The organism is Capnocytophaga sp. G1920, assembly GCF_051417515.1.
The window spans coordinates 41,011-58,204 of sequence record NZ_JBPRKH010000012.1 but is presented as its reverse complement, the minus strand read 5'-3'; the positions used below and the strand labels follow the sequence as shown (position 1 = coordinate 58,204).

General features: G+C 32.5%; 17 protein-coding genes. All 17 read left to right on the top strand.

The annotated features are described in order from the left end of the window. The first annotated feature begins 10 nt into the window (after positions 1-10). Complete coding sequence (locus ACSQ7D_RS08165; protein WP_437135900.1) at positions 11-1,219, top strand: UDP-N-acetylglucosamine 4,6-dehydratase; 1,209 nt, start codon at positions 11-13, stop codon at positions 1,217-1,219. Between the two features lie 69 nt (positions 1,220-1,288). Further along, the gene (locus tag ACSQ7D_RS08160) at positions 1,289-2,446 is read left to right on the top strand and encodes a LegC family aminotransferase (RefSeq protein ID WP_437135899.1); all 1,158 of its coding nucleotides are present in this window, start codon (positions 1,289-1,291) and stop codon (positions 2,444-2,446) included. Further along, positions 2,439-3,491 (top strand): lipid II:glycine glycyltransferase FemX, encoded by a 1,053-nt coding sequence (locus ACSQ7D_RS08155; RefSeq protein ID WP_437135898.1) that lies wholly within the window; start codon positions 2,439-2,441, stop codon positions 3,489-3,491. Before ACSQ7D_RS08160 ends, ACSQ7D_RS08155 begins: the two co-directional genes overlap by 8 nt. Next, on the top strand, positions 3,491-4,501 hold the full coding sequence (gene neuB, locus ACSQ7D_RS08150; RefSeq protein WP_437135897.1) for an N-acetylneuraminate synthase: 1,011 nt from the start codon (positions 3,491-3,493) through the stop codon (positions 4,499-4,501). The genes ACSQ7D_RS08155 and neuB overlap by 1 nt, the downstream gene beginning before the upstream one ends. A gap of 64 nt (positions 4,502-4,565) precedes the next feature. Further along, positions 4,566-4,796: a phosphopantetheine-binding protein gene (locus tag ACSQ7D_RS08145; protein WP_437135896.1), complete on the top strand. Its 231-nt coding sequence runs from the start codon at positions 4,566-4,568 to the stop codon at positions 4,794-4,796. Between the two features lie 5 nt (positions 4,797-4,801). Beyond that, positions 4,802-5,548, top strand: coding sequence for an SDR family NAD(P)-dependent oxidoreductase (locus ACSQ7D_RS08140; RefSeq protein WP_437135895.1), 747 nt, complete (start codon positions 4,802-4,804; stop codon positions 5,546-5,548). 4 nt (positions 5,549-5,552) lie between these two features. Then, on the top strand, positions 5,553-6,554 hold the full coding sequence (locus tag ACSQ7D_RS08135; protein ID WP_437135894.1) for a 3-oxoacyl-ACP synthase III family protein: 1,002 nt from the start codon (positions 5,553-5,555) through the stop codon (positions 6,552-6,554). A 2-nt stretch (positions 6,555-6,556) separates the two neighbouring features. Beyond that, positions 6,557-7,615, top strand: coding sequence for a hypothetical protein (locus tag ACSQ7D_RS08130; RefSeq protein ID WP_437135893.1), 1,059 nt, complete (start codon positions 6,557-6,559; stop codon positions 7,613-7,615). Positions 7,616-7,618: 3 nt separating this feature from the next. Beyond that, the gene (locus tag ACSQ7D_RS08125) at positions 7,619-8,605 is read left to right on the top strand and encodes a polysaccharide deacetylase family protein (RefSeq protein WP_437135892.1); all 987 of its coding nucleotides are present in this window, start codon (positions 7,619-7,621) and stop codon (positions 8,603-8,605) included. A 4-nt stretch (positions 8,606-8,609) separates the two neighbouring features. After that, positions 8,610-9,767 (top strand): UDP-N-acetylglucosamine 2-epimerase, encoded by a 1,158-nt coding sequence (neuC, locus tag ACSQ7D_RS08120; protein WP_437135891.1) that lies wholly within the window; start codon positions 8,610-8,612, stop codon positions 9,765-9,767. A gap of 11 nt (positions 9,768-9,778) precedes the next feature. After that, positions 9,779-10,822 carry a nucleotidyltransferase family protein gene (locus tag ACSQ7D_RS08115; RefSeq protein WP_437135890.1) on the top strand — a complete coding sequence of 348 codons (1,044 nt, stop codon included), beginning with the start codon at positions 9,779-9,781 and terminating at the stop codon, positions 10,820-10,822. Positions 10,823-10,831: 9 nt separating this feature from the next. Further along, positions 10,832-11,563: an acylneuraminate cytidylyltransferase family protein gene (locus ACSQ7D_RS08110; RefSeq protein ID WP_437135889.1), complete on the top strand. Its 732-nt coding sequence runs from the start codon at positions 10,832-10,834 to the stop codon at positions 11,561-11,563. 4 nt (positions 11,564-11,567) lie between these two features. Then, positions 11,568-12,485 carry a Gfo/Idh/MocA family protein gene (locus ACSQ7D_RS08105; RefSeq protein WP_437135888.1) on the top strand — a complete coding sequence of 306 codons (918 nt, stop codon included), beginning with the start codon at positions 11,568-11,570 and terminating at the stop codon, positions 12,483-12,485. Further along, positions 12,470-13,237: an oxidoreductase gene (locus tag ACSQ7D_RS08100; protein ID WP_437135887.1), complete on the top strand. Its 768-nt coding sequence runs from the start codon at positions 12,470-12,472 to the stop codon at positions 13,235-13,237. Before ACSQ7D_RS08105 ends, ACSQ7D_RS08100 begins: the two co-directional genes overlap by 16 nt. A 5-nt stretch (positions 13,238-13,242) precedes the next feature. Further along, positions 13,243-14,769 carry a capsular polysaccharide export protein, LipB/KpsS family gene (locus ACSQ7D_RS08095; RefSeq protein ID WP_308766137.1) on the top strand — a complete coding sequence of 509 codons (1,527 nt, stop codon included), beginning with the start codon at positions 13,243-13,245 and terminating at the stop codon, positions 14,767-14,769. Positions 14,770-14,776: 7 nt separating this feature from the next. Continuing rightward, positions 14,777-16,186 carry a hypothetical protein gene (locus ACSQ7D_RS08090; RefSeq protein WP_437135886.1) on the top strand — a complete coding sequence of 470 codons (1,410 nt, stop codon included), beginning with the start codon at positions 14,777-14,779 and terminating at the stop codon, positions 16,184-16,186. Continuing rightward, positions 16,183-17,193 carry a glycosyltransferase family 2 protein gene (locus ACSQ7D_RS08085; RefSeq protein ID WP_308766135.1) on the top strand — a complete coding sequence of 337 codons (1,011 nt, stop codon included), beginning with the start codon at positions 16,183-16,185 and terminating at the stop codon, positions 17,191-17,193. The genes ACSQ7D_RS08090 and ACSQ7D_RS08085 overlap by 4 nt, the downstream gene beginning before the upstream one ends. Position 17,194 lies beyond the last annotated feature (1 nt).

The following is a 17,194-nucleotide window of genomic DNA, read 5'->3' as shown; positions in this document are numbered from 1 at the left end:
AAATTATTTAATGCTAAATATAGAACATTTTATATCGAAATATGTTACCAAGCGCCCTGAGAGTATGTTTCAGGCAGATTTGTACACTCATCAATCATCATTAACTAAGGCTATTGAAGGCAAAAGTGTATTGGTAATAGGAGGAGCAGGTTCTATTGGAAGCTCGTATATCAAAGCCTTACTACCTTTCAAACCTAGAACTTTGGTAGTAGTAGATATTAGTGAAAACGGACTTACTGAACTCACTCGCGAGTTGCGCAGTACTTCCGCCTTCACTGTGCCTACCGACTATGTAACGTACCCTATGAACTATGCTGATGATACTTTTGTAAAAATGTTCAAAGCGCGTGGTGGGTTTGATATAGTAGCTAACTTTTCAGCTCACAAGCACGTACGTTCAGAAAAAGATAAATATTCAGTAGAAGCCTTACTCAAAAACAATGTAGTAAACGCTAAAAAATTCTTAGATTTATTGTGTGACTATCCGCCTAAACATTTTTTGTGTGTATCGACCGACAAGGCAGCAAACCCTGTAAACATAATGGGGGGAAGCAAAAAGATAATGGAAGATATGATAATGGCTTATGCTCATAAGTTTCCCGTAACTACAGCGCGTTTTGCCAATGTAGCTTTCTCTAACGGCTCGTTGCCTGCTGGTTTTTTAGAACGTATTGCTAAAAACCAACCTCTATCAGCCCCTTCTGACGTAACTCGCTACTTTGTATCTCCCGAAGAAAGCGGACAAATTTGTTTAATGGCTTGTATATTAGGCACTACAGGGCAAATATACTTCCCTAAACTGAAGAAAGAACAAGTACTTACTTTCTCAGAGATAGCCTCCCAGCTATTAAAAGACTTAGGCTATACCCCTCTGGAATGCAAGAGTGAAGCTGAAGCTATTGCTAAGGCTGAAAGCCGAAAAGAAACCGACAAGTGGTATCCCGTTTATTTCTCAAAAAGTGATACCACAGGCGAAAAACCCTACGAGGAATTTTATACCGAAGGAGAACAAGTAGCGTTAGATAAATACGCCTCATTAGGAGTTATCAGTCTACAATCGTTTAAAAAAATAACTGAAATAGAAAGTTTTATAGATAAGCTAACCCAACTATTTGATAATCCTGCTACTGAGAAAAAAGACATCACCCTGCTGATGAAAACATTCTTAGTAAATTTCGACCACCAAGAAATAGGAAAGTATTTGGATAGCAAAATGTAATATTGATGATAAAAATTTCAACTTTGACAAAGTCTAGAACTTTGTCAAAGTATTATAGGCAAATTGAATATGAATATCGCTGAAACCATATCCTTTATACGCGACCTTTATGGTGAGAAAGAGGCTTTTATCCCTCTACACGCCCCTACTTTTGCAGGGAACGAAAAAAAATATTTAGAAGAGTGCATCGATACTACTTTCGTATCAAGCGTAGGAAAATTTGTAGACCTCTTCGAGCAAAAGGTAGCTGAATATACAGGGGCTAAATACACTGTAGTATGTGTGAATGGCACCAATGCCCTCCATATAGCACTAAAACTCAGTGGGGTAAAAGCAGGTGATGAGGTAATCACTCAACCGCTAACCTTTATAGCTACTACTAATGCCATTGTATATGCAGGGGCTATACCCGTATTTGTAGATGTCGATAAAGATACAATGGGACTCTCTCCTACCTCTTTAGAACACTTTTTAAAAGAAAACGCCGAACTACGAGGGAACGAATGCTACCATAAGCAAACAAACCGACGTATCAAAGCGTGTATGCCAATGCATACCTTTGGACACGCCTGCCGTATAGAAGAAATTATAGCTATCTGTGATCGTTATCATATAGACGTAGTAGAAGATGCTGCCGAAGCCATCGGTAGTTATTACAAAGGCAAACATTTGGGCACATTCGCCAAAATAGGAGGAATCTCTTTCAATGGTAATAAAACCATTACTACAGGAGGTGGCGGTATGATACTCACCAATGATGAAACTATAGGCAAACACGCCAAACACCTCACCACCCAAGCCAAAGTACCTCACGCTTGGGAGTTCGTACACGATGAAATAGGTTATAATTACCGTATGCCCAATATCAATGCTGCCTTAGGGGTAGCCCAATTAGAACAGTTAGATGGCTTTTTAGCTAACAAACGCGCTACAGCCGAAGCCTATAAAGCCTATTTCGAAAAACAAGGCATTACCTTTTTTGCCGAACGTGAATATGAAAAATGCAACTATTGGCTCAATGCCATTATCTTAAACAATAAAGAAGAGCGCGATGCTTTCCTTACCGAAACAAATGCAAAAGGTGTAATGAGCCGCCCAATATGGCAACTAATGAACCGCTTACCAATGTTTAAAGACTATCCTAAAACTGACCTCAGCAACGCCGAATGGTTAGAAGCAAGAGTAGTGAATATACCTAGTGGAGTAAGAAAAATAAATAATGATTAAAATATTAGATTTATCAAATAAAGAAGAATGGAATGAATATCTTCGTATGATACCTAATTATAATAAAGACATTTATTTCACCCCTGAATATTATAAAGCTTATCAAGAAAATGGTGATGGTAAGGCGATATGTTTTGTATTTGAAGAAAATAGTAATATTGCAATATATCCTTTCTTAATTAACGAAGTACCAGCCGGCTATGGGTTTAAAGGATGCAAAGATATCCAAAGTGTCTATGGATATAGTGGTATTGTCCATAATGACATTAATGATTTTGAGATTTTTAAAGAACATTTTTTCAATTCTTTCTATGAGTATTGTCAGAATGAAAAAATTATAACTGAATTTTGTAGGTTCCACCCTTTAATAAAAACTGAAGAGTTTAGCAAAGGCTTTATTGATATTTTGGAAGATAGAAATACAGTAGTACTTGACCTTTCTCAAAATATACAAGATATATGGGACAAATCATATTCATCAATTAATAGAAATATGATTAGAAAAGCTATAAAAAATAATATTCATATTTCGGTTTCTGAAAAAGAAGAGGATTTTCAATCATTCTTTGATATATATAATGAAACTATGAAAAATGTAAATGCTGACAATTATTATTTTTTTAGTGATAAATATTTCTCTGTTTTTCTTAATGAACTCAAAAATAAAAGCAAATTACTTTTAGCTAAAATTGATAATGAGATAATCAGCGGAATGCTATTGATATATAGTGATAATTATGCGCATTATCATCTTTCTGGTCGGAAAAAAGAGTATTCAAATTTAGCCTCTAATAATTTATTATTAGATACAGCGATAAAAATAGCCAAGTATATGAAGTGTAAGTACTTCCATTTTGGGGGAGGTGTCTCTTCTGATATGAAGGATCCTCTTTTCAAATTTAAGTCAGGATTCTCTAAAGAAAATAGAAAATTTTATATCGGAAAGAAAATACATAATCAAGAAATATACGATCAGATCATATCAATATGGGAGAAAAATAATCCTAATAAAATAGACAAACGATTACTTAAATATAGATACTAATGAAAAAAGTAATAATTATAGCAGAAGCAGGAGTAAATCATAACGGAGATATCAATAATGCTAAAAAACTTATAGACAAGGCTGCAGAAGCTAATGTCGATTATATCAAGTTTCAAACATTTAAAACAGAACTATGTATTTCTAAAAATGCCTTGAAGGCTGATTATCAAATAGAAAACACTCAAAATAGTTCTGAGAGTCAGTTAGAAATGGTTAAAAAACTTGAATTGAGTTTTGAGCAGTTTGTAGAATTAGAAAAATATTGTACTCAAAAAGGTGTACAATTTTTCTCTACAGGTTTTGATTTCGAATCGTTAGAATTCTTATCCCAATTAGGAATTACAATAGCTAAAATTCCTTCAGGTGAAATTACCAACCTGCCCTATTTAAGAAAAGTAGCAAATCTTTTCCCAGAAGTCATACTCTCTACAGGGATGGCTACTATAACCGAAATAAAAGATGCCATAAAAGTGCTGACTGATAATGGTGTAAGCAAAGATAAAATTACTGTATTGCATTGTAATACGGAATACCCTACCCCTATGGAGGATGTAAACTTAAAGGCTATGCTCCATATCCAGCGAGAATTAGGAGTGTCCGTAGGTTATTCCGACCATACTTTGGGGATAGAAGTCCCCATTGCAGCAGTAGCCTTAGGGGCTACGGTTATTGAAAAACACTTTACCTTGGATAAAACCTTACCAGGTCCCGACCATAAAGCATCGCTCGAACCTGAGGAACTAAAAGCTATGGTAATGGCTATTCGTAATATAGAAAAAGCCATAGGAGGTTCAGGACTGAAAGAAGTTTCGAAATCTGAAGCTAAAAATAAAGCTATTGCTCGTAAAAGTATAGTAGCAACTAAAACTATAAAAAAAGGTGATTTGTTCTCAGCTGAAAATCTTACTGTAAAACGCCCTGGAACGGGTATTTCTCCTATGCAATGGGATGAGGTAATTGGTAAAATAGCTAAAAAAGATTTTGAAGAAGACGATTTGATTGAGCTATAAATTTAATCACTATCTTTAAGATATTGAAAAGAAATAAATTGCAAATTAAATAATAGTTATAAATATGAATACACAAGAATTTGTACAAAATTTTGTAAATCTGTTTGATGAAACAGATGCAGCAGAAATCAGCCTTTCTACAGAGTTCAGAAGTTTAGATGAGTGGAGCTCTCTAATTGCCCTATCAGTTATTGCTATGGCGGATGAGGAATACAATGTAAAACTAAAAGGTGAGGATATCAAAGCAGCTCATACCGTAGAAGACCTATATAATGTAGTGAAAAGCAGAGTGTAATAACTATGTACAATCCTTTTTCATTAGAAAATAAAACTATTTTAGTAACAGGAGCTTCTTCTGGTATAGGAAAGGCTATTGCCATAGAATGTTCTAAAATGGGAGCACAAGTAGTTATTACGGGGCGTAATGAACAGCGTTTGCAAGAAACCTATGGACAGTTAGAAGGTACACAGCCTGCTTGTATAATAGCTGACCTTACCAAAAAAGAAGACATTGAAACCTTAGCAAACCAAATAGATGGTTTAAATGGGTTAGTAAATTGTGCTGGACTTACAATTCCTAAACCTTTTAAATTTCTGCAAGAAGAGGATATACAAGAGGTAATGACGGTTAATTTTTATGCTCCTCTGTTATTGACTCAGTTACTCGTTAAGAAAAAAAAGCTACAAAAGGCATCATCCATAGTGTTTATCTCATCTATTTCGGGGACAAAAGTATCGTATATAGGAAATAGTATTTATTCAGCTTCAAAAGGAGCAATCAATGGTATTTGTAAAGGATTAGCTTTAGAGTTAGCCTCACGGCAAATAAGAGTAAATACTGTAATACCAGGAATGGTTGAAACCAATATTGTTTCAGGAGGAGAGGTAACACAAGAGCAAATGGAAACCGACAAGAAAAAATATCCTTTAAAACGTTATGGAAAGCCTGAAGAAGTAGCGTATGCAGTAGTTTATCTCTTATCTGATGCTAGTTCTTGGGTAACAGGTTCAAACCTTCTGATAGATGGAGGATATACTTTATTGTAAAATTATGAAAGCATATATTAAAGCACTGACATACGCTCTCCCTAAAAAAGCGCTTACTAATGAACAGTTAGTAGAAGAATTTCCAGAATGGAGTGTCGATAAAATCGCTAATAAAGTGGGTATACACACCCGCCATATAGCAGATGAGAATGAAACTGCAGCAGACTTAGCAGTGAGAGCAGCTGAAAAACTTTTTGCTACAGAAACTAATATCAATAAAAATAAGATAGACTTTGTGCTTTTCTGCACTCAAAGTCCTGATTATTTCCTACCTACTTCTGCTTGTTTAATACAAGATAAATTAGGTTTACCCACTACTTGTGGTGCTTTAGATTTTAATTTAGGATGTTCAGGATATATATATGGGCTTTCTTTAGCCAAAGGGCTCATTATGGGAGGAATTGCCAAGAATGTACTATTCCTTACAGGAGAGACCTATACTAAACATTTGCACCCCAAAGACAAAGGAAATCGCACTATTTTTGGAGATGCAGGTTCTGCTACACTTATATCTACCGAAGGATTTGCTGAAATAGGTAATTTTAGTTTGGGAACAGATGGCAAAGGAGCTAAAAATCTAATCGTAAAAACAGGCGCTTTCAGGCATAAAAGTCCTTTAAACGACTTAAATTTTGATGAAAAAGCGAATCCTATTGCTTCTGATTATTTATTTATGAATGGTTCAGAGATTTTTAACTTTACTATTGATGTTGTACCCTCTTTGGTAAACGACACATTGAACAAGAATCAACTCTCCAAAGAGAATATTGATGGTTATGTATTTCATCAAGCAAATGCTTTTATGCTGAATTTTTTGCGTAAAAAACTAAAAATAGAAGAAGAACAATTTCATTACTATATGAGTGAAGTAGGGAATACCGTTTCAGCTACTATCCCTATAGTACTCTGTGAAAAACTAAAAGAGAACAAACTAAAAGGCAATCTCCTCCTTGCAGGCTTTGGTGTAGGCTATTCGTGGGGAGGATGTATATTGAAAATTAATTAAAAATGTACGATATTCGTTATGCAAAAAAAGAGGACTTACCTCTTATTATAGAATTTTTGGATACCTATTGGAAAAAAAATCACGCTTTAGTGGTCTCAAGAAAACTAATGGATTTTCAGCATTTAAATCCTATTACAGGAGATTATAATTTTATTATTGCCCAAAATAAACAGACGGGAAAAGTTGATGCCCTTAAAGGATTTATTCCTACTTATCAGTATGATAAGAATCTATATAAAAAAGAAAATGACACTTGGGCTGCTATTTGGAAAGTGAGGAAAGATATAAAGAATGATGAGATAGATAATTTAGCTATATACTTGTGGGAAATGTACTTCAATTTGCCTAATAGTAGGTCTTTTGCAAGTATAGGACTAAGTAATGATGCTATAAAAGTACATAAGGCTACTAAAAATTTAGTAGATATAGTGAAACAATATTACATTCTCAATAATTCTGTTGAAAATTTTAAAATTGCTAAAGCTAGTCATAACGAAAAGTTAAACAAAAAGGAGAATGCTTCTATAGAAAAATTAACTATAAAGGATAATTTTGATATTGAGCCTCTTACCGGAGAAAGTATACAAGCAGGGGAGTATAGACCTAAGAAATCTATAGAATATCTAAAAAACAGATATTTATATCACCCAATCTACAGATATAAATTTTGGGGTGTTTTTGTAGAAGATAAGCTGAAAGCTATTTGGGTTATTCGGATAGTGAAAGTAGGAACAGCCAAAGCACTGAGAATAGTAGATATGTACGGTGCTGGGGCAGAAGCACTTCCGTGTTTATTTAACCAAATACAAAAATTATTATCAAAATACGAGGCTGAATATATAGATTGTTTAAACTATGGTTTCGCTGAAGAAGTATTTGAAACAATGGGATTTTCAAAATTAGACACCTCAACAAATGAGGTAATTATTCCTGATTACTTTGAACCCTTTGAACAGCAAAATATATCGTTATATTTTACCTATAAGTTGAAAGATAAAAATGATCGATATGTAATATTCAAAGGTGATGCCGATCAAGACAGACCTAATATAATTCAATAGAAAATGGAAAATCAAAATCTAACAGTAGTGATGTACCACTACGTGAGAGACTTAAAACACTCAAGATACCCTTCTATTAAAGGGCTTGATGTAGCTCTTTTTAAAGAGCAAGTAGCTTTTTTGAAGAAACACTACTTTTTTGTAACCGTTGAAGAAGTTATAGCAGCTACACAAGGCATTCATAAACTACCATCTCACCCTGTTCTTCTTACTTTTGACGATGCTTATATCGACCATTTTACTTGTGTATTTCCTATTTTAAAAAACGAAGGAGTACAAGGAGCTTTTTATGCACCTGTAAAAGCTGTTACTCAGCACAAAGTATTGGACGTAAATAAAATACATTTCATTTTAGCTTCAACTCCAGAAGAGAAAATGTCGTCTCTATTAAAAGAAATAACTCTGTTATTAGACAAATATAGGGAAACGTATCATCTGGAAAGCTATGAGTTTTATTACAAAAAGTTGGCTCAATTAGATAGATTCGATACTAAAGAGGTTATTTTTGTTAAGCGACTATTGCAAGTTGAATTGGTTGAAGAACTGAGAAATATTATCACAACAGAACTTTTTGAAAAAATAGTGGGAGTTGAGGAAGGTACTTTTAGTAGAGAGCTATATATGTCGGAAGACCAAATGAAGTGTATGGTTAGCGCTGGTATGCATATAGGAAGCCACGGTTACGACCATTATTGGTTAGGTTCTTTGCCAAAGGAAAAACAAGAAGTAGAAATTAAAGAGTCTTTAAAATTTATAGAAAATATAGGTGGAGACATAAAACACTGGACTATTTGTTATCCTTATGGAAATTATAATGATGATACTATAACTCTTTTGAAAGAAAATCATTGTGCTTTAGGTTTTACAACAGAAGTAAAGTTAGCAGATATAAATAACCAAATGGGAGATAATGTATTTAAAATTCCCCGTTTGGATACTAATGATTTGCCTAAAGACGCAAAAGCATTACCTAACAATTGGCATAAGTAATTATATGAGAAAGATTTGTGTTATAACAGGTACAAGAGCCGAGTTTGGCTTGCTTCGTCCATTGATAGAACTCATCAATAAAGATGCTGAACTACAATTACAACTCATCGCTACAGGAATGCATCTCTCTCCTGAGTTTGGTTATACTCTAGATGAGATAACCGCAGCAGGTTTTGTAGTCGATAAAAAAGTAGAGTGCTTGCTCTCGTCAGATACTTCAGTAGGTGTTTCAAAAACAATAGCTTTAGCTGTTTCAGGATTTGCGGATGCTCTTGAGGCTTTACAGCCCGATTTAGTGGTAGTTTTAGGTGATAGAACAGAAATATTAGGGGCGGTGATAGCAACTGGAATGGCTAACATTCCAATAGCTCACTTACACGGAGGTGAAACTACTGAAGGTGCTTATGATGAAGCTATTAGGCATAGTATTACCAAGTTCAGCCATTTGCACTTCACCTCTACTGAAGCCTATCGCAGACGAGTAATACAATTAGGAGAACAGCCAGAGATGGTATTTAATGTAGGAGCTATAGGTTTAGATAGTATTAAAAAATTAGAGTTATTAGACAGGGAGGCTTTTGAAAAATCTATTGATTTTAACCTTAAAAAAAGAAATGTACTCATTACTTATCACCCAGTAACACTTGAAAAAGAAACTCCTATAGAGACTTTTGAAAATATACTAACAGCTCTTGACGAGCTCACTGATACAGGACTTATCTTTACCCACGCCAACTCAGATAAGAACGGACGTATCATCAATAAAATGATTACTGAATATGTAGACACTCATAAAGATAAAGCAATAGCATTTAAGTCGTTGGGTCAGTTGCGCTACCTATCAGCCTTACAATTTGTAGATTTTGTCATAGGAAACTCTTCTTCTGGAATGACAGAAGTGCCTGCTTTCAATATTCCCACTATCAATATAGGTGATAGGCAAAAGGGACGTATCAATTGTGAAAGTGTAATTAATAGCACTCACGCTTTGGAGGGTATTAAAAAAAGTATTACTTTTGCTCTCGATAAACAATTTAGAGATAAAATACAGCGGCAAGAACAACTATATGGAAATGGTACTGCTGCTGAAAAGATTTTAAAAATAATCAAAGAACACCCTATTATTCCTTTAAAAAAATCATTTTATAACATTGATTACTAATATATACTACAATGCGAACCGATGTTTTAATACATAAAAACAAAAACTTGGTAGAAGGACTACAACACCTCAACAAATTGCACAATTTGAGTAGGCTTATCCTCTTTGTGGTAGATGATAATGAGAGCGTAATAGGGTCGGTTACAGATGGTGACATCCGTCGCTCCATCATAGCTGAGCAAAATCTACTGAAAACCTTAGGAGAGATTGCAAACCCAGATTTCAAACGGCTATATCAAAAAGATACCTATCAGAGCTTTGAGAAATATCGAAAAAGCGATATAAAAATTCTACCTATCCTCAACCAAGAAGGTAAAATGGTCGATTTGATAGATTTAGAATATACCAAAGCCCAACTCCCTTTGGAAGCAGTGATTATGGCTGGAGGAAGGGGCAAACGCCTCAGTCCACTTACGGATACTGTCCCCAAACCAATGTTGCGATTAGGCGATAAACCAATCATAGAACACAACATAGATAGGCTCATTAGTTTTGGTATCAAAAAAATTTATATATCAGTAAAATACCTTGGCGAGCAAATAGTAAACTATTTGGGTGATGGTAGCCAAAAAGGAATTACTATAGAATATGTATGGGAAGATGAACCCTTGGGAACAGCAGGTGCTTTGGCACTGATAAACAACCTAAGTACTGAACATATCCTACTGATGAATAGCGACTTGTTTACCAATGTAAACTTCGACTCCCTTTACTTAAAGCTTATCAATGAAAGTGCAGATATGGCAGTAGCTTCTACTGAGTACAAAGTAGATATTCCTTATGCAGTTTTTGAAACTAAAGAAGGAAAGGTAACTAGCTTTAAAGAAAAACCGAGCTTTATATACCACTCTAATGCAGGTATTTATATACTCAAACGCTCTTTAATTTCTACTATAGAAAAAGGGAAATATTGTGACATTACCGATATAATGGAACGATTAGTAGCCGAAGGAGGAAAATTAGTATATGATCCTATCATAGGCTATTGGATAGATATCGGGAAGGCTGTAGACTATGAGCGAGCAAAAGATTTTATCAAGCATTTAGAAAAATAAAATTATACTATGGAAATATTAATCACCATCTGTGCAAGAGGAGGATCTAAAGGAATCCCTGGTAAAAATATAAAAATCATCAACGAGAAACCTCTCATATATTACACTCTGAAAACAGCCAATGCTTTTAAAGAAAAACACAAAGGCAAGGTAGATATTGTTCTTTCCACAGATAGCCGACAAATAAAGGAAGTGGTAAAGAGACAAGGGCTGTATATAGAGACTGATTATACCCGTCCTCAGGAATTAGCTACAGATACTGCTGGGAAATTAGGCGTAATTATAAATGTAAAGAACTTTATGGAGCAAAAACACCTTAAAAAATATGATTATGTTTTGGATATGGATGTTACAGCTCCTTTAAGAAATGTAGACGATTTAAAAAAGGCTTTAGCCTTATTAGAGGAAAATACACAAGCTTATAATATTTTTTCGGTAAGCCCTTGTCATAGAAATCCTTACTTTAATATGGTAGAAGAAAAAGAAGATGGGTTTTATAAACTTTGCAAAAAAGGAAGTTTTTTAACGCGACAAAGCGCCCCAAAGGTTTTTGATATGAATGCCTCTTTTTATTATTACAAAAGAGCTTTCTTTGACAATAATTGTGAGCGAGTGATTACAGATAGAAGTTTGGTGTATGTAGTACCTCACTTGTGTTTTGATTTAGACGAACCTATTGACTTTGAGTTTATGTCATTTTTATTAACTCAGAAAAAATTGGATTTTGATTTTAACTATTAGATAGATGAAAGTACTTATCATAGGTTTAGGTTCCATAGCTCTGAAGCACATCAAAGCATTGCAAGAGCTTTATCCTTCTGTAGTAATTTATGCACTCCGAAGAAAAGGAGAACCCTTTAAAGAAATAAGGGGGGTTATTGAAGTTTTTGATATTGATGAGATAGCAATGGAAACGCTTTCATTTATCTTGATATCAAATCCTACATCAGTACATTATGATACTATCCAAAAAGTTATCAGGTACAAAAAACCATTATTTATAGAGAAACCTCTTTTTGAAGCCCTTTCAAAAGAAGCTAATGATTTAGTAACTGAAGTTGAAAGACAAGGAATACTAACTTATGTAGCTTGTAATCTGCGTTTCTTGGAAAGTATTGTTAAAATAAAAGAATTACTCGTAGGCAAAAGAGTGAATGAAGTAAATGTGTATTGTGGTTCTTATTTACCTGATTGGCGACCTAATGTAGATTTTAGGAAGGTGTACAGTGCCAACAAAGAGATGGGAGGGGGCGTACATATTGACCTTATTCACGAGTTGGATTATGTGTATTGGCTATTTGGAGCTCCTACTCGTACTCAATCTTTCTTTAGCAATAAATCATCTCTAAATATTACCGCTTACGATTATGCTAACTATTTATGGGAATATGATGATTTTTCAGTGTCTGTAGTATTGAATTATTATAGAAGGGATAGCAAACGTACTCTTGAGGTACTGACTGAAGAGGGAACTTTTTTAGTAGATTTATTGAAGAATATTATTTCATATAATGATAAACTTGTCTTTCAATCAAGTCAATTGTCATTACAAACCTATACTGCTCAAATGCAGTTTTTTGTAGAAGAAATATTAAACAAACAAACAAAATTCAACACCATTGTTGAAGGATATAAAGTTTTAGAACTATGCTTACAAAAATAAAAGACAAAGTAGTAGTGATTACAGGGGGTGCGGGCTTATTAGGCAAAGAGTTTTGCCAAGCTATTGCTACTAATGGAGCAATTGCCATTATGGCAGAACGAGAACTCTCAGTAGCTGAAAAAGCTGTAGAAGCATTGGGTATGGAACGTATTATCCCTGCCCAAATTGACATCACTGATATCAACTCTATACAAAAACTTATAACCTCTATCTCAGAAAAGTTTAGCAAAATAGATGCCCTCATAAATAGTGCTTATCCTCGCAACAAGAACTATGGTAATGATTTTTTTGAGGTAACCTATAACGATTTTTGTGAAAATGTAGGAATGAATTTAGGAGGATACTTTCTTACCTCTCAACAGTTTGCTAAGTACTTTGAAAAGCAAGGTTATGGAAATATCATCAACTTAGCCTCCATTTATGGGGTAGTAGCTCCCCGTTTTGAAATTTATAATAATACTCAAATGACAAATCCTGTAGAATACGCTGCTATTAAATCAGGCTTAATACATATTACTAAATATATGGCTAAATACTTTAAAGGAAAAAATATTAGAGTAAATACAATCTCTTTAGGAGGTATAGAAGACAAACAACCTGAGCCTTTCTTAAAAGCTTATAAAGAGTTTTGCTTAAACAAAGGAATGCTCAACGCTAAAGATATTTCAGGCTCTGTACTATACTTACTTTCTGATTTATCAGAGTTCGTAAACGGACAGAATATAGTAGTAGACGATGGCTTCACATTGTAGAGAGTATGAGAGTATTATTTTTCTTTACAGCACATTCTCGCTTGGATATGATTATAAAAATTCAAGCCGATATATTGATGACTCATATTTTAAATAAAGATAAGATTTATATAGTAAATGATTTTGGTAGTGATATAGCTAAAAGTCAAGTAAGTTATAATTCAACAAAATCAAATCTTTATTACTATAAAAGTATGTTTGAAAATCTTATTACTACCCTTCGTAACAAAGGAGGAGATATTTCAATTTTAGGATATAAAAATATTCAGAGTTTCAAACCACAAGAATTTAAAACACTACAAGAATTGAAAAAATATACTTATCAAGGGTATAATTTAGGGATGTGTACAGCCTCTTCTATGATTACTTTTATAAGAGATCATAAGCTAAATACAGAAAAATATGCTTATAGAATAAATAGAGAACTAAAAAATGCAATAGATGTTTTAACAACTATTGAGGATTATCATAAAACTTTTTCTATAGAAAAAGTATATGTTTTTAATGGAAGAATGGCCGTTTTTGCACCAATAGTACTTTATTGTAAACAAAATAATCTCAACTTTAATACTTTTGAATTTTCATTAAGCTTTAACAAATATCATTTTTTAAACAATGAAATCCCTCATAATATAAGTTATCGAAAAGAAGAAATAATAGATTTATGGGAAAGAGAAGGTATTTCTCTTATTCAAAAAAAGAAAAAAGCAATAACTTTTTTTGAAAATCAGAGAGGCGGGGTTTCTACTGTTGAACAAAGCTACATAGGATTACAAAACAAAGTACTTGATAATGAATTATTGCAAGGAAAAGAAATAATAACTTTTTTTAACTCTTCTATTGATGAGTTTGCTGCTGTACCAGGATGGGAGAACTATATCTACCTTTTTGAGGATGAAACAAAAGCTATTGAAGAAATATGTTTACATTATATTAATGATTCTAATAAAATATTTGTTCTAAGAATACATCCTAACCTAAAATTTATTGATAACACTCAAAATAGGGATTTATTGAGGCTAAAGACTTTAAAAAACCTTATCATTATCGAAGCTCATTCCCCTATTCGCAGTTATTCCTTATTAGATACCTCAGATAAAATAATAACATTTGGATCAACTATAGGAGTAGAGGCTTGTTATTACGAGAAGCCTGTGATATGCTTAGGCTTATCTTTTTATGAACATCTTGATGTAGCTTATATCCCTAAAAATAAAGAGGAACTATACTCATATATGGATAACAAGCATTTAAAAGCTAAACCTAAAGAAAATGCTTTGCCTTATGGGTATTGGTTCAACTCATTTGGAAAACCTTATACTAATTTTTTGAATGAAGCTATTAAAGAAGAAGATTACCAACTTAGTGTTAAACAAAAGCAAAAAGGACTATTACTTAAACTACTAGATATAGACAATTATAAACGTACCTTAAAAATATTTAACCCTAAAAAGAATATTTTAAAAAAATTTAGAGACCCTTCTTTTAGGAAAAGTTTGTTTAGAGAATTGATGCCTTGGAAGTTAAAATGAATTACTTATGAGAGTTAAGCAACTCATTGTAAATACAATATGGTATGGTGTAGTACCTAAGCTGGTTGCTATACTTACTATTCTGATACTACCCTTCATTACTCCATATCTCACTTTAGAAGATTATGGAATTATAGGGCTTATAAATTCGTATAAAGGTATTGCTTTTGGGGTTGCTACATTAGGATTGCATTTGCACTTAACAAACTCTTATTTTGAGTTAGGTGCTAAATTTAAACTTTTGTGGCGTAGATTGTTTTTCTATATATTATTAGGTTCCTTTTTAACTGCTTTTTGTCTATCAGTTGTTTATTTCTTTTCTTTACCTATAACTCCTATTGAGAAAAAAATATTGATCATTGTTCTCTCAGTCATCCCTATTTTGTTTGTTTCTAATGAAACTATTGTAAGTCATTATTATCCTTTAGTTTTTAAACCTCGTACACAAGTTGTAAGAAATCTGATAGGAGCATTGGCTTCACTTGTAGCATCTTTTGTGATTATTCGCTATTTCCATTTAGGTTATATAGGATGGATAGTAGGATATGCTATTGCTCCTATTGTTGTTTTCATATTGTTCATAAAACCCTTATATATTGATTTAAAAATATTCCCTCAAGTAGACTTTAAGTTTCATAGGATAAAAAATTTACTAAAAATATCTTTACCTATAATTCCTCACAATCTAGGACACTTGTTGTTAAGCTCTTCTGATAGAATTATAATGGATATTTTAGGAGTTTCTGTAGTCAGTATAGGATTGTATTCTAATGGCTATCAGATAGGAGAAAACGCTAATGTAGTAGTTTTAGGTGTTTCTGTGGCATTATCACCTGTTTTACAAAGGATTTATCGGGAAGGAAATATAAAACAAATGCAGTACTACTATAGGCTTGTGAATCTCATAGTCTCTGTTTTCATCTTGTTGGCAATGTTATGGATGAAAGAATTTTATTCCATTTTTATAAAAAACGATTCCTTTCAGCCTGCTTATGTGATCGCTATTTTAGTGTGTGCTACTTATTTAGTGAGTAGTACTGTGTACCTATATCTTTCAACAAGTATTTTTATCAATAAAAATACTAATAAAATATTATATTTGGTATTTTATCCAGCTCTTTTAAATATTGTTTTAAATCTTGTATTTATACCTATTTATGGTTTCAAGGTAGCTGTATACACTACTATTTTTACTTATTGGTTAGTTTTCTTCTTACCTTTCTTCTTTCCTTCTTTTAAACAGATGATGAGAGAAATGATAGGTACTCGGAAAATAATGTTAGAAGGATTGTTACTGAATATTTTTGTTTTGATAGTAGCTTTTTTCGCTTATAAAGTAGCTTATGGGTGGAAATTTTTAATTGTAGGAATTGTAGCTCTATTTTCATTATTATACTATAAAAAGAATAAAATATGACAGAGAATGTGGATAATATACTACTTAGCATTATTATACCTGCTTACAATGCAGAGTTATTTTTAGAAAGGACGGTAAATTCTATTATAGAAGAAATAGAAGGATCAAAGCAAGTAGAAATTCTAATTGTTAATGATGGTTCAACAGATGACACTGCATCTATTATTGAAAAAATAAATTTAAAAAACAAAGAAATAATAATTAACAGTTATTTCAAAGAAAATGGAGGACTATCAGATGCTCGCAATTTTGGAATTTGTAAAGCTTTAGGAAAATATATATGGTTTTTTGATTCAGATGATATTATAGAGAAAAATAGTATTTCAAAAATTGTAACTATATTAAAAAATCAAGATATTGATTTGCTTAGTTTTGAAATAAAAGAAAATTATCAAGATTCAGGAAAAATACAAGTAATAAATAAAAAAGAAAAACCTACCTCTATTGTTGTAAATGGAACAAAATATTTATCTGATTATACTATAGATTATTCAGCTTGTACATTTATAGTTCGTAAAGATATTTTTCTAATAAATAATATCTTTTTTCTAAAAGGAGTGTTAAGCGAAGATTATGAATTTCCTTTGAGACTTTATAAATATTGTAATAAAATAACACATACAAATGAAATTTTCTATAATTATCTCATTAGAGAAGGCTCTCTAAGTCGTAGGAAAACAGAAGAATACTACTTATTTCATCATGAGAGTATGATAAAAATATTGCAAAATCTTTATCTCTTTATAGAACAAATAAATGATAAAAAATATGCTAAAGCTTTAGAAAAACATATCACAAAAATAAAATTAGTTGCTATAGGAACTCTTTTAAAATCAATCTTACCCTTAGAGAGAAAAAAAGAGTATTACATTAAATTTAAAAATTTAGATTTTTTTAGATTACAAAATGTGAGTTTAGTAAAAAAAACAATGAAACAAAGAGTGATTGTTTTTTTGGTTATGATAAAAATGTACTATGTTGCAATGGTTTTACTATCAAAAAAATAAT